Origin of the sequence: Panacibacter microcysteis (assembly GCF_015831355.1) — a bacterium.
Taxonomy (GTDB): Bacteria; Bacteroidota; Bacteroidia; order Chitinophagales; family Chitinophagaceae; genus Panacibacter; species Panacibacter microcysteis.
In genome coordinates, this window is sequence record NZ_JADWYR010000001.1 from 1,297,220 (window position 1) to 1,321,176 (window position 23,957).

Annotated in this window: 18 protein-coding genes; 2 read left to right on the top strand and 16 right to left on the bottom strand. The window is 41.5% G+C overall.

Annotated features, from left to right (window positions below; translation table 11 throughout):
- Window positions 1-190: 190 nt before the first annotated feature.
- The 12 genes from metH to recR all read right to left on the bottom strand — a co-directional run bounded on the left by metH (window position 191) and on the right by recR (window position 14,516).
- Window positions 191-2,881: a methionine synthase gene (gene metH / locus I5907_RS05200; RefSeq protein ID WP_196989661.1), complete on the bottom strand. Its 2,691-nt coding sequence runs from the start codon at window positions 2,879-2,881 to the stop codon at window positions 191-193.
- Window positions 2,878-3,963 (bottom strand): PDDEXK nuclease domain-containing protein, encoded by a 1,086-nt coding sequence (locus I5907_RS05205; protein ID WP_196989662.1) that lies wholly within the window; start codon window positions 3,961-3,963, stop codon window positions 2,878-2,880. Before I5907_RS05205 ends, metH begins: the two co-directional genes overlap by 4 nt.
- A 5-nt stretch (window positions 3,964-3,968) precedes the next feature.
- Window positions 3,969-4,985 carry a homocysteine S-methyltransferase family protein gene (locus tag I5907_RS05210; RefSeq protein WP_196989663.1) on the bottom strand — a complete coding sequence of 339 codons (1,017 nt, stop codon included), beginning with the start codon at window positions 4,983-4,985 and terminating at the stop codon, window positions 3,969-3,971.
- 388 nt (window positions 4,986-5,373) lie between these two features.
- Window positions 5,374-6,141, bottom strand: coding sequence for a LytR/AlgR family response regulator transcription factor (locus I5907_RS05215; RefSeq protein WP_196989664.1), 768 nt, complete (start codon window positions 6,139-6,141; stop codon window positions 5,374-5,376).
- Window positions 6,138-9,014, bottom strand: coding sequence for a sensor histidine kinase (locus I5907_RS05220; protein ID WP_196989665.1), 2,877 nt, complete (start codon window positions 9,012-9,014; stop codon window positions 6,138-6,140). Before I5907_RS05220 ends, I5907_RS05215 begins: the two co-directional genes overlap by 4 nt.
- A complete protein-coding gene (locus I5907_RS05225; RefSeq protein WP_231401972.1) occupies window positions 9,014-9,583 on the bottom strand; it encodes a YceI family protein in 570 nt (189 codons plus the stop codon). The genes I5907_RS05220 and I5907_RS05225 overlap by 1 nt, the downstream gene beginning before the upstream one ends.
- A gap of 315 nt (window positions 9,584-9,898) precedes the next feature.
- Entirely contained in the window at window positions 9,899-11,671 is a 1,773-nt protein-coding gene (locus I5907_RS05230) for a DUF5777 family beta-barrel protein (RefSeq protein ID WP_196989666.1), read from the bottom strand.
- A gap of 20 nt (window positions 11,672-11,691) precedes the next feature.
- The gene (locus I5907_RS05235; protein ID WP_196989667.1) at window positions 11,692-12,237 is read right to left on the bottom strand and encodes a YceI family protein; all 546 of its coding nucleotides are present in this window, start codon (window positions 12,235-12,237) and stop codon (window positions 11,692-11,694) included.
- 13 nt (window positions 12,238-12,250) lie between these two features.
- Window positions 12,251-12,637, bottom strand: coding sequence for a hypothetical protein (locus I5907_RS05240; protein WP_196989668.1), 387 nt, complete (start codon window positions 12,635-12,637; stop codon window positions 12,251-12,253).
- 27 nt (window positions 12,638-12,664) lie between these two features.
- Window positions 12,665-13,357: a c-type cytochrome domain-containing protein gene (locus I5907_RS05245; RefSeq protein ID WP_196989669.1), complete on the bottom strand. Its 693-nt coding sequence runs from the start codon at window positions 13,355-13,357 to the stop codon at window positions 12,665-12,667.
- A gap of 20 nt (window positions 13,358-13,377) precedes the next feature.
- The gene (locus I5907_RS05250; RefSeq protein WP_196989670.1) at window positions 13,378-13,788 is read right to left on the bottom strand and encodes an OB-fold protein; all 411 of its coding nucleotides are present in this window, start codon (window positions 13,786-13,788) and stop codon (window positions 13,378-13,380) included.
- 110 nt (window positions 13,789-13,898) lie between these two features.
- Complete coding sequence (recR, locus tag I5907_RS05255; RefSeq protein WP_196989671.1) at window positions 13,899-14,516, bottom strand: recombination mediator RecR; 618 nt, start codon at window positions 14,514-14,516, stop codon at window positions 13,899-13,901.
- A gap of 154 nt (window positions 14,517-14,670) precedes the next feature.
- On the opposite strand from recR, the gene I5907_RS05260 reads away from it, so the two are divergent.
- A complete protein-coding gene (locus I5907_RS05260) occupies window positions 14,671-14,835 on the top strand; it encodes a hypothetical protein (protein ID WP_196989672.1) in 165 nt (54 codons plus the stop codon).
- A gap of 76 nt (window positions 14,836-14,911) precedes the next feature.
- On the opposite strand, the gene infB is transcribed toward I5907_RS05260, so the two are convergent.
- From infB to I5907_RS05275, 3 genes are all read right to left on the bottom strand, one after another.
- Window positions 14,912-17,944, bottom strand: coding sequence for a translation initiation factor IF-2 (gene infB / locus I5907_RS05265; RefSeq protein ID WP_196989673.1), 3,033 nt, complete (start codon window positions 17,942-17,944; stop codon window positions 14,912-14,914).
- 240 nt (window positions 17,945-18,184) lie between these two features.
- Window positions 18,185-19,435: a transcription termination factor NusA gene (nusA, locus tag I5907_RS05270; RefSeq protein ID WP_196989674.1), complete on the bottom strand. Its 1,251-nt coding sequence runs from the start codon at window positions 19,433-19,435 to the stop codon at window positions 18,185-18,187.
- 47 nt (window positions 19,436-19,482) lie between these two features.
- A complete protein-coding gene (locus I5907_RS05275; RefSeq protein WP_231401973.1) occupies window positions 19,483-20,040 on the bottom strand; it encodes an LSm family protein in 558 nt (185 codons plus the stop codon).
- A 197-nt stretch (window positions 20,041-20,237) separates the two neighbouring features.
- Here I5907_RS05275 and I5907_RS05280 point away from each other — a divergent pair, with 197 nt between their 5' ends.
- Entirely contained in the window at window positions 20,238-21,353 is a 1,116-nt protein-coding gene (locus tag I5907_RS05280; protein ID WP_231401974.1) for an ABC transporter permease, read from the top strand.
- Between the two features lie 5 nt (window positions 21,354-21,358).
- On the opposite strand, the gene I5907_RS05285 is transcribed toward I5907_RS05280, so the two are convergent.
- The gene (locus tag I5907_RS05285; RefSeq protein WP_196989675.1) at window positions 21,359-23,812 is read right to left on the bottom strand and encodes an AsmA family protein; all 2,454 of its coding nucleotides are present in this window, start codon (window positions 23,810-23,812) and stop codon (window positions 21,359-21,361) included.
- Between the last annotated feature and the right edge of the window lie 145 nt (window positions 23,813-23,957).

Sequence of the window (23,957 nt, forward strand, 5' to 3'; positions counted from 1 at the left end):
GTGCGGCTGGTACGCTATTCAGCTCGCCGGGCACAGTTTGGTTACTGCTTGTTTTAAGCTGGCAATACAAAGTTTGTAACGCTTTTGCCTTTTCGAAGTATTAGCGGCCTTGTGCTGCATACTGATCTTCAGTACAAGTGAGTGACACAACAGGCGATGCCACATGCACTGTTGCCGGCTACCAAATATCTTAATCTAAAATTGGCCTTAGCCAGCGTTCCGCTTCTTCAAGCGTCATATTTTTACGCGTTGCATAATCTTCTAACTGGTCGCGGCTTATTTTACCTACTCCGAAATACTGGCTTTGCGGGTGACTGAAATACCAGCCGCAAACACTTGCAGCGGGGTACATTGCCAATGACTCTGTTAATGAAATACCGGTTTTTTCAGTTGCCTGCAGCAAGCCGAAAAGTTTATATTTTTCTGTATGGTCCGGGCATGCAGGGTAGCCGGGCGCGGGCCTGATGCCTGTGTATTTTTCTTTGATCAGCTCTTCGTTTGATAAAGTTTCATCGTTTGCATAACCCCAGTATTCTTTACGCACCTTTTCATGCAGACACTCGGCAAAAGCTTCAGCCAGCCTGTCGCACAATGCCTGCAGCATAATTTTATTGTAATCGTCGTGCTGTGCCTCAAAGTTTTTTATGTGTTGTTCAATTCCCTTGATGGTTACAGCAAATGCGCCAATATGATCTTTGGTTGTTTGTAAAGGAGAAATAAAATCTGCCAGCGAGAGGTTTGGCTGGCCTTCAGCCTTTTTTACCTGTTGCCGTAGTGACTCAAGTTTTACTTCCCCGCCATTGTCTTCAACAGCAATAGTATCACTGCCAACACGTATGGCCGGCCAGAAACCAACTACCCCGGAAGCAGTAAGCCAGCTTTCATTGACAATTCGATCAAGCAGGGCATTGGCATCATTGTATAATTTGGTAGCTTCTTTGCCAACCACTTTATCAGTAAGAATATCAGGGAAATTTCCATGCATTTCCCATGCTATAAAGAACGGCTTCCAGTCTATATAGCTACGTAATTCTGCAAGGGAGAAATTATCTAATTGTTTTGTACCTGTAAAAGTTGGTTGCGGTGCAACATAGTTTTCCCAGTCTGTTTTTACATGGTTGGCAGCAGCTTCTGCGTAAGACAGGTATTGCTTTACGGGCTTTTTATTTTCGAAATTATCTTTTAGCTTTTTATACTCTTCTGTTATGTTGTTTAGAAAAGCAGGCTTTTGTTCTTTGCTTAATAATGAACCTGCTACTGTAACACTGCGGGATGCATCTAATACATGCACAACACCATTACCATATTGTGGTGCAATCTTTACGGCCGTATGCATACGTGAAGTTGTAGCTCCACCAATGAGTAAAGGTTGCTTCATATTGCGCCGTTTCATTTCGTGCGCAATATGTACCATTTCATCAAGAGAGGGTGTAATTAAACCGCTAAGGCCTATTATGTCTGCGTTTATTTTTTCTGCTTCGTCGAGAATCTTATCTGCAGGCACCATTACACCCATGTCTTTGATATTGTAACCATTGCAGCCTAATACTACTCCTACAATGTTTTTTCCAATATCATGTACATCTCCTTTTACTGTAGCCAAAAGAATGGTAGGCACGTTGCCACTTTGGGCGGCGGGGTTTGCTCTCTTTTCTTCTTCTATAAAAGGTGTTAGCCATGCAACGCTCTTTTTCATTACCCGGGCACTCTTTACAACCTGCGGCAAAAACATTTTACCTGCACCAAAAAGATCCCCTACCACGTTCATACCTGCCATTAACGGCCCTTCAATTACTTCTAGTGGTTTATTGTACTTCAACCTGGCTTCTTCGGTATCTGCATCTATATATTCTGTTATGCCGTTTATAAGCGCATGCTTTAAACGATCTTCCACATCAGCGTTGCGCCAGGCTTCATCCTTTACTGTTTCTTTCCCTTTTGCTTTTACCGTTTCGGCAAATATGATCAATTGTTCTGTTGCTTCATTGTTTTCATTATTTCGATTTAGCAAAACATCTTCGCATAGTTCGCGCAGGCGTGGTTCTATCTCATCGTAAACAACCAGCTGTCCGGCATTTACAATACCCATATCCATACCTGCTTTTATTGCATGGTATAAAAACACGCTGTGTATAGCTTCTCTTACATGATCGTTACCACGAAAAGAAAAGGAGACATTGCTTACGCCGCCACTCACTTTTGTAAGCGGCATAAGTGCTTTAATTTCACGTGTGGCTTCTATAAAATCTACAGCATAGTTATTATGTTCTTCTATGCCGGTAGCAACTGCAAATATGTTTGGATCAAAAATAATATCCTGCGGGTTGAATCCTACTTGCTCAACAAGGATATCGTAAGCACGTTTACAAATTTGCACTTTGCGTTCTTTGGTATCAGCCTGCCCCACTTCATCAAAAGCCATAACGATTACAGCGGCACCAAAAGCCTGGCATATATATGCCTGTTGTATAAATTTTTCTTCCCCTTCTTTTAATGAAATTGAGTTTACAATACACTTGCCCTGTACGCATTTTAAACCGGCTTCAATTATTTCAAACTTTGAAGAATCGATCATTACGGGGATCTTTGCAATATCCGGCTCACTTTGCAACAGGTTAAGAAAAGTGGTCATAGCCTTTATGCCATCAAGCAAAGCATCATCCATGTTTACATCAAGTATCTGAGCACCGTTTTCCACCTGTTGCCGGGCAACGCTCAATGCTTCTTCATATTTGTTTTCCCTTATAAGCCTGGCAAATTTTTTAGAGCCGGTTACGTTTGTACGCTCTCCTACATTTACAAAATTTGTTTCGGGTCTGATGGTTAAAGGCTCCAGGCCACTTAAACGCAAATATGGTTTTATATAGATCGTGTTACTCATGATTTTTCGTTTACTGAATATACCACTTCAGGTTCCATCAATAGTTTTAGTTCTGATTTATCGGGAAGATATGTTTTGTATTTACTAGCAAAGATCTGACTGCCTTTTGGCAATGTATATTTTACAATGCTTTCCTTTTTGTTTTTACATAGTATTATGCCAATTGTTTTACTTTCTGTGTCTTCTTTCATTTCTTCATCAAAGTAGTTTACATACATCTGCATTTGGCCAATGTCCTGGTGCTTTAGTTCACCTATCTTTAAATCTATTAAAATAAAACAACGAAGTATACGATGATAAAATACCAGGTCTATAAAATAATGATCTTCATCAAAAGTTATACGGTATTGCCTGCCTACGAATAAGAAGCCTTTACCTAATTCTCTTAAAAATTCTTCGAGCTTGGTTATAATTGCGTTTTCAAGATCATTTTCAGAATACGATTCATGTTCTTTCAACATCAGGAATTCGAGAATGTATGGATCTTTTACAATATCTGCTGCTGAGGCAATTACCTGACCTTTATTGCTCAGTTCTTTTACTTTCTTTTTATTTCTGCTTAAACTTAATCTTTCAAATAAAGCACTATCAAATTGTCTTTTTAGCTCACGAACACTCCAGCCTTCACTTATTGCTTCTTTCTCATAAAAACTTCTTTCATTACTATTCTCTATTCTTAGCAACAGTACATAATGAGACCAGCTTAACTTAAATGTGTTCAGAGGTTTCAATTTCCGAGACAGTGTCTCGGATTTTTTGATATTCTTTTTTGAAGCAACAGATTTCCGAGACGGTGTCTCGGAAATCTTATAGGTACTGTAAAACTTTCGCATGTTCTCCAGGTTATCTACTGAAAACCCTTTGCCAAACTCCTTTGTAAGTTTGAGTGAAAGATCTTTTAAAGTATTGGCTGCATACTGTGCCCGCTGTTTACCGCTCTGTTCATAATCAACAATCATTCTACCTATTTCGAAGTAGGTCTCTACCATTTTTGTATTAATGGTTTTGACAATATCATTCCTGGAGCGCTCAACAAGCGTCCTTATATTTTTAAAAAGTGATACCGGAGCTTTTGTAAGCATACAAATCAGGCAAGTTCGTTTTCAACAACTGGTAGTACTCTTGGTGTAATATTTTTTACATGGTCAGCAATATGTTTTATATGATCCGGCGTTGTACCACAGCAACCGCCAACAATATTTACAAAACCTTCTGCCGCCCACTCTTCCAGGAAATGTGCGGTTTGTGCTGGCTGTTCATCATACTCACCCATTGCATTGGGCAGGCCGGCATTAGGATATGCAGAAACGTAACATGACGCAATTTGTGACAGCTCTTCTATATGACCACGCATTTCTTTTGCGCCCAGCGCACAATTTAGCCCAACGCTTAAAGGCCGTGCATGCGCCACAGAATTATAAAATGCCTCAAGTGTTTGGCCGCTCAGCGTTCTGCCACTTGCGTCTGTAATGGTGCCGCTTATCATTACCGGCAATTCCGGCTTGCCGGTTTCTCTAAAATATTTTTTTATAGCGTAAATGGCAGCTTTTGCATTCAGTGTATCAAAAATAGTTTCTACCAATAGTACATCTGCACCGCCGTCTACAAGCCCCTTTATTTGCGTATAGTATGCCGCTACCACTTCATCAAACGTTACGGCCCTGAAACCAGGATTGTTTACATCTGGCGAAAGGCTGAGCGTTTTATTCAATGGGCCAATAGCACCTGCTACAAATCTTGGTTTATGAGGGTCTTTTTGCGTGTACTCATCTGCAGCTTCTTTTGCACACTGCGCAGCCGCAACATTTAATTCATACGCCAGATCTTCCATGTGGTAATCTGCCTGTGCAATGGATGTACTGCTGAATGTATTGGTCTCAATAATGTCTGCACCGGCTTCTAAATATTGCTTGTGAATAGCTTTTATTACTGCAGGCTTTGTAATACAGAGCAAATCATTGTTGCCTTTCACATCACTCTTCCAGTCTTTAAATCTTTCTCCGCGGTAGTCTGCTTCGGTAAGTTTGTAACGCTGTATCATGGTACCCATTGCACCATCTATAATAAGTATTCGTTCTTTTAAACAATCTTTGATCGTTTTCATACTTCCTGTTTTTTTATGTACCCGGCGGTTGTATGTTTAATCAGCTGCTGTTGCGTCGCACTCTTGTACTGTATAACATTATTCAACTGTTCCGGTTGTAACTGCGTATTGCATATTTAAACCTGTGCAGACTGTAACAGCATACGATAATTGTTTACCGCACGCTGGTTGTGCTGCTCATTGATCTTACAGTACAAGTGAGTGACACAACAGGCGTTGCCACAGGTGCTGCAGCCGGCTACATAATCAATCTAAAAAACGTAGGGAAAACTTTGTGTGAGTGAGTATATTCCTTGCGTTTATTAGTTCAGATTTTTGCAGGCCGAACAATAAACAAATCTGCCTGAGTGGCTGCAAAGTTAATGCTGTTGCAGATGTTATACAAATTCTATTCGCCAGCCAGCCAGGACTTAAACGCTGCTGATCGTTCTGTGCTTACAATGGTTTCCAGCTTGGAAGGGGGGGTTAGCTTGATGAGCACACGCGACTTGGAATAACTGACCATTTCGGTAATGGAATTGTAGCCTATTATAAACTGCCTGTTTATACGGAAAAAGTTCCTGGGATTAATGAGTTCCTCGAGTTCGTCAAGGTTGTGATCTACAGGGTAGCGCTTGCCATCTTTCATAACAGCGTAGTTTGCCTTATTTTCTGTATAGAAATATGCAACATCGCTTGTTTCAATTGTTTTAATATGCTCGCCAAAACGTATAATGAAACGCTCTTTATATGATTGTGCGGGCTGCCTGAAGGCAGACAGCATTTTTGCAAAATCAAGTGCATTGTTTGCTTTATTAGAACTCATTCTTCTGAAACGCTCAATAGCTTCTGCCAGTTCTTCTTTTTTAATTGGCTTTAAGAGATAATGTATACTGTTGTGTTTAAAAGCTTCCAGTGCGTATTGATCGTAAGCTGTTATAAAAATTATGGGGCAATCAACCTTTACCTGTTTAAAAATCTCAAAGCTTGACCCATCTGCAAGATGTATATCTGCAAAAATGAGATCGGGCTGTGCATTGTTGTTCAACCATTCTACTGACGAGGCTATACTTACCAGCACATCAGCTACTACAGCCTCCGGCATTTGCTCGGCCAGTAATTTCTGTAATCTTTTGGATGCTGCCATTTCGTCTTCGATGATTAATACCTTACTCATATGGGAGATTTTAAAAGTGGAATTTTAACTGTGAAATAATGCTGATCATTTTCTATAACTACTGCTTTGCGAGAAAGCAGTTCATAACGTTTTTGAATGTTTTGCAGACCCATACGGCTGCCTTTATCGTCCTGCAGTTTTTTATTTATAGCATTCTTTACCACAAGGTATTCTTCTTCATTTATATATAACTCAATGTTTAAAGGCGTTTCCAGTGAAACCACGTTGTGTTTAATCGCATTCTCAACAAGTAATTGTAACGCTAACGGGGTTATGTAATATTGCTTTTCCTGAACAGGTGTAATACTATTTTTTACCTGTATGGCTTTGCCATAACGTTTTCTTTGTATAAAAGCATAATCCTGCATAATACTCATTTCTTCCTGCAGCAGTATCAGGTCTTTTTCCCTGTTCATTACAATGCTTCTGTAAAAGTCTGAAAGCTTTTCTACATATGTTACAGCTGTAGCAGGATCTTCTTCGATTTCGGAGATTAAAGTATTAAAACTATTGAAAAGAAAATGTGGGTTAATCTGGCTGCGCAATGTATCGAGTTGTGACTTTATTTTTTCTCTTTCGAGCCTGTTATATTTATTGATTGTTTTTTCCCTGCTTTTTATGATGACAAAAACAACTGCTATAGCTGCACCTATACTAAAGATAATAAACCATGTATTCATCCAGAACGGTTGTTCTATGGTGAAGATAAACCTTGCTTCGGGTGCAATTGAAAAATTACTGTTGAGCGATGCTTTTACCCTAAAAACATAGTTACCTGGCGGTAATTGTGGAAAATTTCGGGTTTTATCTTTGGTAGAAACCCACGTTTTATCGTACCCATCAAGCTTATACTGGTAGGTAACCTTGTCTGGTTGCGAATAGTATAACCCTGCGTATTGAAAACTGATATTGTTTTCGTCATAGCTAAAAACATGCCCGTTGCGCACTTCCACATCTTCCAGGAAAAGTTGCACATTATCTATAAGTACTGTGGGTTGCAACGAAGTGTAGTACGAAGCATGATACCGCAAAATACTTGTATCAGAAACGAAATACAGGTTTCCCTCCTGATCAGTTGTATAGGCATTGAAATCCGTATTAATATTACCTATTCCCTGCTCATCATCTATATAAGAAACGGAGCCATTTTTTACATTCAGAATATCCAATTTGTCTTTGTGTAAAACAACTATGTTGTCCCGGATATTTGCAAGACCTGTAATATTGATATCACTCAAACCCTCTTCATTTGCATAACTTTTAAAAGCTTTGCCATCATACTTCACAATACCATTTTTATAGGTCGAATACCATATATTGTTGAGGTTATCTTCTGCTATTCTATAGATTACATTCCCAAATTTTTCTGCTTGCTGCTGAAGATTGGTAAACCTGTTTTGCTCCAGTAATGTAAGTCCTTTGCCGTCTGTTGCAAACCAAACACGGTTCCTGCTGTCTGGCAATATAAAATTGGTATAACTGCTGCCTACCTGTTCAATACCTGTATAATTAATAAAATTTGTTTTACCGTTAACCGTTTTGGCGCAGACAATACCTTCAAAAGCCGAAATCCAAACCTCATTGTTTCTGCCAGAAATTGAAATAATATTAGCGTTTAACAGCAGGCTGTCTTCTGTAAGCAGCTTTTGTGTGCCGCTTTCCGGGTCAACCAAAACAATGCCGCTGCCTAAGGTGCCCACCCAAATGGTTCCCCTGCCATCCTGGAACAAACAACTGATGTCTGATTTGTCAATACCCTTCAGGTAAAGATCTTTTTGCTTCCAGTCACCTGCTTTGCGATCTATACAACTGAGTATTTTACCGTTATTAAACCAAATACTTTTATCTGCCGCAGCAAGTATGGCATGCACTGTTTCAGCGGTCTTTTTTTGCAAAGGATATAAAACTTCGATCGTAGACCCGGCGGTTCGCATCAGGTAGTGATCACCTGCTGCCCATATATTGCTTTCCCGGTCTCTCAAAAGACATGTAATCTTTTTTAAATGTTCATCTTTATAAGAAAGGGTTGTGATGTTGTTTTTTTCATCATGATCATACACTACCAGCCCTTTATCTTCTGTAGCTACAAATACCTGCGTAGATGTGCCAATTACATTGTTTACCTGTCCGTAGTCCCATTGTTTGAAAGAAGACAACAAATGTTGCTTTTTGTCTATGCAGGCAACACCGGCATCCTGCATGCCCAGCCAGTAAAAATTTCCTGCACGTTGTATACTCCGCAGAATATTATCGGGCAATCCATCCCTGGCGGAAAATACGTCTATGCTCTTTTTATTGCCTGCAATATGAATGATGTTCAGCCCGCGGTCGGTGGTAACATTTACAGTTCCGTCGTCTGCAATGGCAAGATCGTAGAGGTAACCATCACTCAAACCGTCATCCTCGTTGATATTGTACATGTGTTTATCCTTAAGATAATACACACCTTCCCCGGCAGTAGCAATCCATACTGTACCGGCATTATCTTTTGCAATTGTTTTAATCGGCACTTTAGGAAAGCCCTCTTCAAAACTGAGTGGTTTTAGCTTGTTATTTTCTACATAAGCCAAAGCACCGCTTTCAAAGCCTACCCATAGCTGGTTATTGAGTCCTTCACCAATGGCCGTAATGGCTAGGATTGAATCGGAAAAAGGCTTGTAGCGGTAAAATTCAAGCCCGTCAAAACGGTAGAGCCCTTTTGTGGTACCGGCCAGGATATAGCCCTGCTTGTTCTGGTAAAGCGACAGAATTTTTGGTTCATCGCCTTCCGTACCTGTTATAGTAAAAATTCTTTTTCCCGCATTTTGCGCTGGTGAAATAAATGCCGGCAGGAAAAACAATAAGGAGAAAATATATTTTACAAAATGCGACATTAGCGGGGTTCAAGTACTGCGTTTACTTCTACTTTAATCTCATTAGCAAGTTTCTTGTACACTACGATCGGAACAGGAATACTGTGGTCGCTTAATAAAACGGTAAAGCTGCCCGAAACAATGATCTTTTTATCTTTTACTGTTACAGTCGTTTTAATAATTCTTTCCTGTACAACACCATGAATGGTAAGCGAACCTTTTGCCCTTATCTCGTATGTGCCATCTGCGCCAAGGTCTGTTTCTTCTATAATCTTCCCCTTAAATGAAGCTTCCGGAAATTTATCACTTTCCATGTAGTTTTCATTGAAATGCTCTTTCTGCAGCGGGCTGTTGAACCCATCGAACGAGCGGATACTTATTTTAAAAGAAAAAGTTCTTTTGTCATTATCGAGCAGCCCTATTAAACCGCCGGATGATGCTTTGATCAGTTCCAGCGGTGCTTCTGAGCTAAAGGAAATCTTACCGTTTACTGTTTGATAAATGGATTGTGCGCCTGATACAAACGGGCATAACACCAAAAAAATTCCTACACATACAGCAAGGCATTGCTTCGTTACTCCTGGCATCATAATGCATTATACATATATTTTCCGTTAAACGGATTATTGCATAATGAAAACGCTATTAAAGCCAGGAGATTGTTTTGCGTTTGCTTAATCTTTGCTAACGGGCAGCTTTAACCTGTGCCTGCCTTTTGTCTCTGGCCCACTGCGCATATGCCCAATAGAGATCCGGCCGTTGAAGAGTGCGACGCAACCAAAGCATGATAGTAGCACATAAGCCCGGCCCATCATTATTTTCTTTTAAATACCAGCAATGGCTTTTCATGGCATCGTCCCTTGCGTCGCAATCACTTCAACTATATAACTTATGGCGACTGCAGGTTACTCGTTTATACTTCTTGCTTTTTTAACCACGAAAACCCTCGATATATTGAATCCAAAGCGAATATCACCTTTACTCCAGCGGCCGGTGGTTTCTGCTATAAATGTTCTGTCTGTCATGCCCGTAGAATTTGTTGCATGCAACTGGAATACGTGGCCCGCAGTTTCTATTTCGTAACCTATTGAAAAAGAATTGTAGGTGCCCGGTAATTTTCTGCCAGGCAGTTGGTAATAATATTCAAAAGTTAAACAGGAGGATGGTGTAACACGTACTCTTGCTGCAGCGCCAAGGGCATATATGTCATTTGGTATATCTGCGGCTGGTACAACGTTATAATGTATTAAAGTTGGCATTAACTGCAGCGAAAATGCATTGCCAAATTTTCTTGCCACTATTGCCTGGAAAGAGTACGAATACCGGTCTGTATTATACCTTTTTACAGTATCGGTTGATGGATATCTTACTGTTTTCATAACCATAGAAGACGCAAGTGTGAGCGACACCGGCATGGTATTTTTACCTTCTGATTGCCAAAGTGCCCGGTATTTAAGTATACCATCGTACTGTTTTTCGAAAGTACTTCTGCCGATACCTATTGAAAGACGATTTGTAATACCATAATCGAAACCGATGCGCATAGACGCTGCATCTAAACCAAATGCATTGTAAAAACCTGAATTGAGTGTACCAAAGCGATGCAGAATGGTAAAGTTGAGTACACCTTTCTGTGTTGTTTCCACACTCTGGCCGTTTATAACACGAATGCCCGAAAAAGTATTTTCTACATAATGTTTTTTGGCAGAATCCAAGCTTCCACTTTTTGCTGTTGCGGTATCGTTAGCAGGCGCAGCATTAAAATCGGGCAGCTTTCTCCTGTGTGTGTTAACATTGAAAACACGCGAAACATTAAAGCCAAAATGAATATCTCCCTTGCTCCAGCGGCCCTTTGTTTCATTAATAAAGGTTCGTTCCGTCATGCCCGTAGAGTTGCTGAGGTGCAGCTGAAATACGTGCCCACCGGTTTCTACCTCGTACCCGATAGAAAAAGAGTTATAAGTGCCGGGCAATTTACTGTTTGGCAACTGGTAATAATACTCGGCGGTTATACTTGTACGCTGAGTAAGCTTTAACCTTGCCGCAGCGCCAATGGAAAACAGGTCGTTTGGAATATCGGCAGTTGGTACAATATTGTAGTGCACCATGGTTGGCATTAACTGCATAGAAAAATTACTGCTGAATTTGCGGGCAATCAGCGCCTGAAATGCATAAGTATACCGGTCTGACGATTGACGTTTTACTGTATCTGACGCGTCTTTTATTGTTTTGAGCATTGATGATGCCAGCAGGGTGAGTGATACCGGCATATTGCGCTTGCCTGTTGACTGCCATAAAAGCCTGTATTTTAAAAACGCATCATATTGCTTCTCGAAAGAACTTCTGCCGCCACCAACAGACAATCTTTTTGTAACACCGTACTCGCCGCCAATGCGTACACTGGCAACATCCAAACCAAACAACTCGTATGGCCCCTGGTTCAATGTTCCAAAGCGGTGAGAGATTTTAAAATCAAAAACACCGGGCTGCGTGGTTTCTACAGAATGACCGTTTACAACGCGGCTTGTTTTAAACGTGGCATCTGTATATTGAATCTCGCTTTTGTTTTTCTTGTCCATCTCGGCATCGAGCAATGAATCAAGATTTACATCCTGCGCTGTAACGCTTACGCCCGCCAACACACACAATAATAAAATGATACTTCTTAATTGGAACATAAACAGTTTCTTTAGGCGTTCTATCTTTTATCGTACTGGCAGTTTACAGTAATCTGAATTTCATCAGCCAGTTTCTTTTGTACAAATGACTCCCCTACAATGTTATAGTCGAGCCGTTTTACATTAAACGTAGACTGGGCTGTTACTTTCCCGTTGCTTACTGTAATAGTACCTTTGGCTTTAACTGGCTTTGTTATGTCTTTTATGGTAAGATTGCCTTCAACAGTAACGTTATAAGTGCCATCTTTTGCAAAATTTACATCACTTAAATTGGTAATCTTACCCGAAAATGATGCCCGCGGGTACTTATCACTCGACATGTAGTTTTCATTATTAAAATGATCTTCCATCGACTGTTTGGGAAAATGAAAACTCTTGATGGCAATTTTAAAGTCCATTGCACCGGTAGTGCTGTTCAGTAAACTTACCACTTCATTATTACTGGCCTTAATGTCTTCAATAGCTGTATGAGAATAAAAGTTTACACTGCCATTCCTGGTAAGGTAATCCTGTGCCTGCACATTCAAACAAAAAACGATACCAATAAATACAAAAAGCTTTTTCATAGTGTCAGTATTTTTAATTGTTAGGTGTGCCACTATTTATCCAGGCACTGAACTTATTAATATTACAATCTGAAAGTTTTGAACCCCCCTGCGGCATAGGAGATGCATTACCATCCTGGGTTATGGCGGACATAAGCGTACCGCTTGTTGCAAGACTTTTTACTGTGTTATAATTCTCCAGGTTGTACCCGCCACCAAAAGAGGATGCATTGGCAGCACTGTGGCAGCTAAAACAACTGGTCTGCATAATACTGTTTAAGTCGGTGCTTAACTGAATACCGGTTGTATCACAATCACTGCCATTGGGGTACACCAGCGAAGCTTTATCGTAATAGCAACCCGTGTATAATGCTGCTCCGGCGAACAACAATGAGCAGTATAGCAAAAACTTTATCTTCATATCTCTGTTGATTATAGTCGGTGTAGTTTAATTATTTTTCATACCATCATCAATCCACTGCTGAATCTGGGCAATATTGCAATCGCTTAATTTATTACCGCCCTGCGGCATGGGTGAAAAGCCTGCAGCATGCGTAACAGTTCCAATCAGGGCGCCACTGTTTGCGGCAGATTTTACGCCTTCGTACGTTGAAAGATTTACACCGCCGTTTTGCAATGTGGCTGAATGACAAGCCACACAGTTTGTAGTCATGATTGGCGCTATTGCTGCACTGTACGTGAAAACAGCAGCGTCGCAACTGCTGCAATTATTAGTGTTTTTAGCCCCTTCGAGTATCCACTGCCGGATAGTGGCAATTTGTTCATTGGTAAGGTTTGGCTCACCATTGGGCGGCATGTCTCCGTCCACAATTTCTTCGAATATTTTACTGTCATTCGGCCTTCCCGGATCAATGCCTTTTTTTACAATATTGGCGTAAGAGTCCAATACGTAACCTTCTTCATGTGTAGCTGCATCATGGCAGCCACTTTTTGCACAACTTGTCTGAAAAATCGGTAACACGTCTGCTTCAAAACATACTAACGTATCACCATTTCCGCCGTTGTTACCGGTAGTGTCAGATCCATTACCATCACCTCCGCCATCAGGATTAATAACCTGGTGCTTACAGGCAAAAAATAAACCGGCGGCTACAATGAGCAGCAAAGAAATTCTTTTCATAAGATGAAGTTTAAAACGGGCTACTTTTTAACAATTATTCCCTGGTTAATGATTACGTCTTCCAGGAAGCCGGTACAAATTCCTTTGAATGTAATTGTTGTTCCTTTTGATAATGAGCCAGGGTTTTCTTTAAAAGTACAATTCACTCCAAATATGGGATCGCTGGTTTTTAGGTAAACAACGGCCTGACCTGCCTGGTTGATCTTAAATTCTGACACTTCCCCGGTAACCTCTATAGCTTTATTCAGGTACAGCTCATTGGCTTTATTGGTGTTAACAGCAAAAGAATCGAAGATGGCTGTAGCCGTAGTGCTGATGGCCTGTTCACCGCTTACATCTCGGTGGGGTTTGTTCCATACATATAAAGCGTAAGTAACACCTGCAAGAAACAACAATGAAATAACCACGAGTATTTTACGTCCTCTCTTCATTTTGCTTAAATCTTACTCAAAATAAGCGGATAGCGTGGTAACGTACAACCGGCTAATACCGAGCAGGAAAAACAAGTACCTGAACAGGTTTATTAATGAATTCTAAAGGGTTATGATTTTACATACTGTTGTACAGGCAGCCTGTTGGCCATACTGCGTGCAAGTGTCATCTCATCTGCGTACTCCAGCTCGCCACCAAAGGCAATACCGCGTGCTATTGTTGTAACGGTACAGGGTAAATGCTGTATCTTCTTCTGTATGTAGTAAATAGTAGTGTCGCCCTGTATATTCGGGCTAAGTGCAAATATGATTTCTGCTGTTTTTTCTTCCCCGATCCTGTGTACAAGAGATGCGATATTTAACTGATCAGGTCCAATACCATCCAGCGGCGAAATTACGCCACCCAGTACATGATAGGTGCCATTGAATTGTTGTGTGCTTTCGATAGCTATTACATCTCTTATGTTTTCTACCACGCATATCATTTCCTGCTTTCGCTGCCTGTTGGCACATATAGCGCAAATATCGCTGTCACTGATGTTAAAGCACCGCTGGCAAAACTTTATTTCCCGTCGCATTTTTGCAATCGTTTCGCTAAAGAGTTCTACTTCATTTGCATTTTGCTTTAATAAATGCAGCACCATGCGCAGTGCCGTTTTTTTACCAATACCCGGAAGCTTTGCAAATTCATTCACCGCATTTTCTAATAAAGTAGATGGTAACTGCATAGGGCAAAGATAGTAAGACGAAGAATGTATATTATGAGCCGGGCCATAGTTCTTTGTGGCATCGCCTGTTGCGTCGCACTCTTGTACTGTGGAAATATAATTGAACAAGTGCGAAGACCGAAGCAATCACGTTTTACAAAATAATCAGAGCTGTATGGCAACATTTACAAGCCAGATTTTTGCCATTAATAAATATGACCTGCAATGGAGAAATGTTAGCTTACCTGAACGCTGCAGCCGCCATAAAAAACCAGCCGCACAAGTGAGTGACACAACAGGCGATGCCATGAAAACTGCAGCCGGTCACACATTTCAATAACGTACTCCCGTGAAGCTGGCACAAAAAAATCAGCATGCATTGGTATGCATGCTGATGTAAGTATGGTCTGTATATTTTACAATGTACGTTTTACTTCTTCTTCTTCGTATGCTTCTACTATATCGCCTACTTTTATGTCGTTGTAGTTCTTAATTGTTAAACCACACTCCATACCAACCAGTACATCTTTTACATCATCTTTATAACGCTTCAGTGAAGCCAATTCTGCGCTTGCACCTTCGCCTGTAGGGTATACCACAATACCATCCCTGATTATACGTACTTTGTTTGTACGGTTTATGCGGCCATCGAGTACAAAACAACCTGCAACGGTAGCTTTATCGAATTTGTATACTTCGCGTATTTCCACATTGGCAACAATTTTCTCCTGTATCTTAGGCTCAAGCATACCTTCCATGGCGCTCTTGATCTCTTCGATAGCATTGTAGATGATAGAGTATGCCTTGATCTGTACACCTTCGTTTTCTGCAAGTCTTGCAGCCTGCAAAGACGGGCGTACATTAAATGCCACAATAATTGCGTCTGATGCGGTTGCCAATACAACATCGCTTTCAGAGATCTGGCCTACACCTTTAAGAATAACCTGCACAACGATTTCTTCAGTAGAAAGCTTTTGTAAAGAATCGCTCAATGCTTCAACTGAACCGTCCACATCACCTTTAATGATCAGGTTGAGTTGTTTGAAATTACCCAATGCAAGACGACGGCCAATTTCATCGAGCGTGATATGTTTTCTTGCACGCAAGCCTTGTTCGCGGCTTATTTGTGCACGTTTTATTGCTACATCTTTTGCCTCGCTTTCATCAACATACACTTTGAATTTTTCACCGGCCTGTGGTGCACCGTTAAGGCCAAGTATTTGTACCGGTGAAGATGGCGGCGCAGCTTCTGAACGCTGGTTTCTTTCATTGAACATTGCCTTTACGCGACCGTAATACTGGCCGCTCACCATAATATCTCCCTGGTTAAGTGTGCCATTTTGTACAAGTACAGTGGCTACATAACCACGGCCTTTATCCAGCGATGCTTCGATGATCGTTCCTACTCCTTCTTTTTCAGGATTGGCTTTAAGATCGAGCAGTTCTGCTTCGAGCAATATCTTCTCCAGTAACAAATCAACATTTAAACCCTTCTTGGCAGATAATTCCTGGCTTTGAAATTTACCGCCCCACTCTTCCACCAATATATTCATCTGCGAAAGCTGCTCGTAAATCTTTGTTGGGTTTGCGCCGTCTTTGTCAATTTTGTTGATGGCAAAAATCATGGGCAAACCTGCAGCCTGGGCGTGGCTTATGGCTTCTTTTGTTTGCGGCATTACTGCATCGTCTGCTGCAACAACAATTACTGCAACGTCTGCAGCTTTGGCACCACGTGCACGCATTGCGGTAAACGCTTCGTGACCCGGTGTATCGAGGAAGGTGATCTTTTTACCTTCACCAATCTGAACCTGGTAGGCGCCAATGTGCTGTGTGATACCACCAGCCTCACCGGCAACCACGTTTGCACTTCTGATATAATCAAGCAAAGAAGTTTTACCATGGTCTACGTGACCCATGATTGTTACAACCGGCGGACGTGGCACCAGTTCTTCCGGGCTGTCGATATCTTCTTCTTCATCTTCTTCCACTTCGTCTACACTGGTGAATTCCACTTCGTATCCAAATTCACTGGCCACCAGTTCTATCACCTCTGCATCAAGACGCTGGTTGATAGAAACCATTATGCCAAGGCTCATACACTTACTGATGACTTCTGTAAAGCTTACATCCATCAAACCTGCCAGCTCACTTACAGTAACAAATTCTGTAACCTGCAGTTTGTTGTCGTCCATCATATCGCCCTGGGCGTCTGCCATTTCCTGGCGTTTCTCACGACGATGTTTGGCTTTGAGGCTCTTACCACGGCCACCTGAACCTGCCAGTTTTGCCTGTGTTTCCCTTATTTTTTCCTGTATTTCTTTCTGGTCTATCTCTTTGTCTTCGCGCCTGTGATCTCTGCCTCCGCCGGCTCTCCTGTCATTACGGTTACCGCCACCTCTTCCGTGCTGCGGATGCGCACCGCCACGGCTATCTCCGACTTTTTGTATTTGCAGTGCGGGACGATTTTCGCGGTTGGGCGCACCTTCAGGGCGCCTGTTGCGGTCTCCGGTACCAGCGCCAGCGCCTGCACCCCTGTTACGGTCACCAGCGCCTGCGCCTTCCCCACCACCTGGATGAGGGCTCTTTTTATCTATCGGAATTCGTTTACGCTTACGTTTTTCGTCGTTACCACGAAATGAAGGCTTAGGCCTTGTATCGTTATCTACCGGTAATTCTATTTTACCGAGAATTTTAGGGCCTTCCAATTTTTCTGCCTTTATATTTTCGATTACACTTGTAGTTTCTGCAGGCTCGTCTTCTGGTTCATCTATTTCTTGTGCTTCTGCAACGGGTGCTTCTTCTTCAATCTTTTCTGCCACTACCTGCTGGGGCTGTTGAACTTTTTCCTCTGCTATTTCAGCAACTTCAGGCGTTTCTTCAACAACCGGTGGCTGCGCTGGTTCTTCCTGTGGCTTTTTAGCAATCTTTTTAGGCCTTGTAGAGGAGTCAATTGCTGCAAGATCTATTTTGCCTAAGGTTTTAGGCCCTTCCAGTTCCGGTGCTTCAATCTTTGTAATTTCTGCAACAACCGGCTGTTTTATTTCGGGCTCTGCAACAGGTGCAGGTGGCGGAGCTACAACCGGGGCAGGTGCGGGTGCAGGTATATCTGCAACTGGCGCAGGCGGTGGTGCTGGCTGCTGCGCTACTACCTCAGGCTGTTTTTCAACCTTCGGCTCTTCTTTTTTAAATACCGGTTCTTCCTCTTCTTTTTTCCTTCGCTCTCCACCGGCCCCTTTAGGTATTTCAATCTGGTCAGCTTTTGTTTTTGCCACCTTATCGCCCTGAAATTCGCGCTGCAAAGACAGGTACATTTCTTCTGTAAGCTTTGCAGTTGGCTTAAGTTCATCACGATTAAATCCCTTATTGGCCAGGAAGTCTACAAGCGTATCCTGACCAACATTAAATTCTTTGGCGGCGGCCAATAACCTGGGTAATTTCAGTTCAGACATTCAGTATTATTAATGTTTTGCCTTTTGAGGCTTCAAATGCTTAATTCTTTGTTGCTGCAAATAGTAACCCTGTTTGCAGCATGTTGTGAATATTTGTAATGCAGCATTGTCTTTTATTGTGTAAATGTACCAAAAGAGCAATGACTGTGTTATCTTATTGCTGAACAAAGATCGAACCGTACAAGAGTGCGACGCAAGAAAAGTTGAATAGCGTACTACAGCCTGGCCAATAAATGCTTCTTACTCCTTCTCAAATTCTTCCTGTAATATTCTCCTTACTTCCATAATCGTTTCTTTTTCCAGGTCTGATCTTCTTTCGAGTTCCTCTGTTGTAAGTTTAAGTACACTGCGTGCTGTATCGCAACCTATGCGGTTTAATTCGTCTATGATCCAAGGTTCTATTTCATCAGAAAATTCTTCAAGATCCACATCAAATTCTTCTTCTTCACCGGTTTCATTTTCGCGGTAAACATCAATATCGTACCCTGTTAGTTCGCAGGCAAGCTTAATGTTTACACCACGGCGACCGATTGCAAGTGAAACCTGGTCTGCCTTCAGGTAAACATCAGCATGTTTCCTGTCGTTATTAAGATCCATATAGCTGATTTTTGCCGGCGTTAACGAACGCTGTATCAGCAACTGTATGTTTGATGTGAAGTTGATTACGTCTATGTTTTCATTTTTAAGCTCACGCACTATACCATGTATACGGCTGCCTTTCATACCTACGCAGGCTCCTACAGGGTCAATCCTGTCATCAAAACTTTCCACTGCAACCTTTGCTCTTTCACCAGGTTCGCGAACAATTTTGCGAATGGAAATGAGGCCATCGAATATTTCCGGCACTTCAATTTCAAGCAATTTAGCGAGAAAATCAGGACTGGTGCGGCTTAGAATAATTACGGGTGAATTATTCTTCATATCTACGCGGCTTACCACGGCACGAATATTTTCTCCTTTCTTAAAATAATCCTGCGGTATCTGTTCAGACTTTGGCAGAATAAGCTCATTGCTTTCTTCGTCGAGCAACAGCACTTCCTTCTTCCATACCTGGTAAACTTCAGCGGTTATAATTTCTCCAATCCTGTCGCTGTACTTTTTAAGCAATACATTTTTCTTCAGGTCGCCAATACGGCTTGCGAGTGTTTGCTTGGCGGCAAGAATAGCACGGCGGCCGAAGTCCATTATATCCATTTCTTCATAGAGTTCTTCCCCTACTTCAAAGTCAGGTTCTATTTTCGTAGCATCTGTATAACCGATTTCTGCCAGCGGATCCATTACTTCTCCGTCTTCCACAATCATACGCCGGCGGATGATTTCAAGGTCACCTTTCTCAGCATTTACGATAACGTCGAAATTTTCATCGCTGCCGAATTTTTTTCGGAGTAATGTTTTGAACACGTCTTCCACCACTTTCATCAATGTTGGGCGGTCAATATTTTCCGCATCTTTAAATTCCTGGAACGCGTCAATCAGGTTTATACTAGCCATAGCTCGGGAGTTTAACTACCAACTTCGTTTTGCGAAATTCGTAGGAATTAGAATTTGATTTGAACTGTTGTTGTTTTTATATTATTAAATGGTATTACCAATTGCTGTGTTTCAGCTTTTTTGCCTTTACCCGTTATAAATTCAAGAATAATATCTGACTCGGCAACCTGTACCAGTTTGCCTTCTTTTTTTGTGCCATCCAAAAACATTACCTCTACAAACCGGCCGATGTTCTTATTGTACTGGCGGTGCAGTTTTAACGGCTCATCAACACCGGGAGAAGAAACCTCCAGCGAAAAATCGCCCGAAGGGAAAAAGCCCTTTTCTTCAATCAGCTTATAAAGTTTCCTGTTAAAGTGCACACATTTTTCAATGGATACACCATTATCGCCATCAATAAATACTTTGATATTGTTGGTAGGTTTAATTCGCACATGCACCCTGAAGAATTCCGGCTCTGCGGCAATCACAGCATCCGTTAATTGTTCAATTTCCTGTATTATAGTCTCTGTTGCCATATGATAAAAAGAGAAGGGAACGATCTCGTTCCCTTCTTCCGTGTTATTTCCAATGCAAATGTAGTATAAATAATAATTAGCTTCCAAATTTTATGTTTCGCCCCTGTTGTGCTATGGTTTTGGTTACGGGCTGTCGTTTTTCATGGCATCGTCCCTTGCGTCGCATTCCGTTCATCTGCCGTACATGTGGCAGCAATGTGCACACCACGCTCTGTTAACCAACCGGGTGCAATGTCAAAAAACCAATTGCATCATCCTATAATGGTGTGTGCCAAAATCCCGTATTGTTTATACTACTGTATATTTATCGCCTGATGTTTAAACCGGCCATATCCACCAATGCATTTACCAGCAGGTTGCTCAGTAATAAAGGGGCGCTTTTTGGAATGCTTATTATTATCACTGCTTTTTTTATGGCTGTATTTGCCTATTTTATAGCACCGGATAATTCGCCTTATGCCAACCGCATCATTCCTGAAATAGCCAACAGGGAGGCCGGCTTTACCATACACCTGGTACAGGTAAAAAAAGACTTACCGGGAAATGACCAGGTAAATTTTTTTGAGAAACTTATAAACGGGCAGCGTGATATATACAGCTTTATTCCGGTAACTACATTTAAACAAACTGCCGACAGCATCATTGCCAGAAAATTTATTGATGATGGTATTACCGAAAAATTCAGCCTGCCACTAACCGCGCTGGCGCCCTCACCGGTAGTGCAGCAAAAATTCCTTCTTGGCACAGACAAGTTTGGCAGAGACATTGCCAGCCGGCTTATTGTAGGTACAAGAGTTAGTTTAAGTGTAGGTTTTATAGCCGTTGCAATATCGCTTACCATAGGTCTCGTGATGGGCGCGCTGGCCGGCTATTTCAAAGGCATGACAGATAACGTGATCATGTGGTTTATAAATGTTGTCTGGAGTATTCCCACATTATTACTTGTGTTTGCTGTTACACTATTATTGGGCAAAGGTTTCTGGCAGGTATTTATTGCTGTTGGGCTAACGATGTGGGTAAATGTAGCAAGACTGGTACGCGGCCAGGTGTTGGCGGTACGCGAACTGGAGTATGTAGAAGCAGCAAAGGCACTGGGTTTTTCCCACATGCGGATTATTGTACTGCATATTTTGCCTAACATTATGGGGCCGGTGCTGGTTATTGCAGCAAGTAATTTTGCGTCTGCCATTGTAATAGAAGCCGGTCTTAGTTTTTTAGGCGTAGGCGTACAACCGCCCCAGCCGAGCTGGGGTCTTATGATCAAAGAAAACTATAATTTTATTATTACCAACAATCCAATGCTGGCGCTGGAACCCGGCATTGCTATTATGTTGCTGGTACTGGCTTTTAACCTTGTTGGCAATGGGCTCAGGGATGCACTTAATGTAAGAGAACTGTAGACAGCCTACTGCTCTTTCTTTTCTTTCTTAAATTTTTTACGTGAAAAACGAGGTGTGAATTTTATTTCTCCGTAATCATTGTTCTTTGCGTTTATCCAGATACTTAAACCTGTTTTAGCATCAAGGCCTTTATTTTTTATAGGTTCACTTTCGTCACGCTTGCCAAAATTGCTGAATGGAACCTGTATCATGAGATCTGTATTTTTTGCGTAAATATCAAACTGTCCTTCCAGGTACATACTTACAGCAGATGATTGTATTTCCATTTTGTTGATGTACAGGTATTCCGGTTTTATATCTATACGGTCTTTCAGTTCCGCAAAACGAACGTTGCTCATGTCCCTGTTTTTTAAAAACAGCAATTTCATTTCTTCAAGCCCTTTATGATTAATAATGGCACCGTTTTTCAGTGAAAAGTTGATGTAACCTGATGTGGAGCGGGGAATGATGGCACCGGCATTGTTCACCGAAGCGTTGATACGGGCATCTGCATTCAATACACCACGCAGGTTGGCCGAGGTTAAGCTGTTCTGGCCAAAATTTCCAAACCCGAAAAAGAGTTGCTGAATATTGAGGTTTTGCAAAGCTACATCTGCATTGATCTGCGAGCTTTTGTTTGACCGTTGCAACAGTTGCCCTTTTGCTGTTATAGCGCCGCCTGCATGGTACAAAGAAACATGACTGATCTGCCAGTTATCTTCCTGCAATAGGATATTTGCCTGTAATTTTTCTGCATAGAAATTACCTTTTGAGATTTTATCTGCATAAAAATTTACATGCCAGTTACTCGTATTGAGCAGGTTGTCTACATTGTTGGCAGTGGCTGCAAAATGGGGTTTACGTTTCTTTACTGCCTTTTTTTGTGTAGGGGCAATTACCTGAAATATTTCATCGAAATGAATATATGGTGACCGTATATCGAAGTCGAGGTTGGCTTTTTGATTAACCTTCTTTGAGAGATTGGCCATTTCATCTCCCTTTACATTCAGTGTAAAATGGTTTCGTTTAAAATCGAACTGGAAATCTTTAAAAATCAGCCCGTTTTCCTGTATTACCATAAGCCCGGTACATTTCTCGAGCATTACATTTTTGGGCTCATAAAGCATTTTACCGTCTTTTATCTGCAAGGCCGCATTAAGGTTGCTGAGCTGGGCCGGGTCTGCAACAAGCGGACCATCATAAGAAAGATTGATACCTGCAGAACCTTCGAGAAAGGTTACCGTTTCTGAGCCAATGGCATTATCGATTTCCTGCAACGTAGCAGACGAAGAGAGGCTGAACGTTACCTGCGGGTCTACAAGATTGCTCACCTTTATATTGTTACCTGTTAATGCCAGTCCGCGCCATTTACCGAAAAAAGTATCAAACATAACCATAGAATACATGTCTGTGTGCGGTAATGTATCTGAAATATTATTGGTAAACTTTCCTTTAAAGCTGCAGTCATCAAACATTACTGCACCGCTGCCAAACCGGTTCTTTTTTGTTTCCCACTCGGCCAAAGCCACAGGTATATTGCCTGGTGTTAGCAAGCCGCCAAGGGTTACATGCAGCGAAAGCGGTTCTTCCAGTGTAATTGCCTTTAAACGGTTGCGCAGTTTGGGCGTAAGCGCTTCAATGCCTTTTTCGTATAGTAATTTATCGCTGGTAATATCAATATTAAATGCGGGTGCGTTGCCGAAATTGAAAGAGGCTTTCACTTTATAGGGCTGTTCATTTATATCGAGCCTGCCTTCCCTGCAGGTGAGCGTTTTAGCAACATTGTTATAAAAAACATCGAGTTTTCCTTCTACAGGATTGTTTTCGAGGTAGCTGCCTTTTGCCTGGTTGAAGATCATTTTTTTTACAAGAAGGTCTAACCGTGTTTTTATGTATAGCCCGGAATCTTTTTGCGAAAGATCTGCATCGAGGTCTTCAATATGAAAAGAGAATGTTTTCTTTTTTTGTTCGTTGCTGATGCCAAAATCGATGTTTTCAAGCGCCACTGTTTTTATCACAAACCCTCCGCGTGTCTGCGTTTTTTTTGCCTGTTGGCGGAATAGAATGCTTGAGTTGGTGTAGCCGGTAGTATCAGTAAAAAGTGAAACCAGCCCGTTTTTCATTACCACTTTCGAAAGCTGGTGTTGTATATCACCAATCTTAAAAATATTGATACGGCAGGAAATGGTTTTGCAGGACAAGAGTGCTTTGTTATAAACAGCATCCAGCAATTGCACTTCTTCGAGATCTATGGCTATATAGGGAAAAGTGCTGATGGTGCTTACATCTATGTCTTTTAACTCTAACCTGCCCGCAATGTTTTGCCTGATTACTGCATGAACTTTTTCCAGAATAGTTTTTTTATTGGCATTGATATATATGCTGACTGCGCTGAGCAAAACAAACAGAACCACTATAGCTGTTGCGAATACACGTGCGGTTATTCTAAGCGCTTTATTTTGTATGGAAGAAAATATCATTGGTTTGTTTCAAATATAAACTTACACCCGAAGTTGTAAATGCGTGTGAATGGTGTTCAACAGTGCAGAGCAGGGTTATACAGTACAAGAGTGCGACGCAACAGGTGTTTAATAGTAGCAATGCAGCTGAGTACATCATTATTAC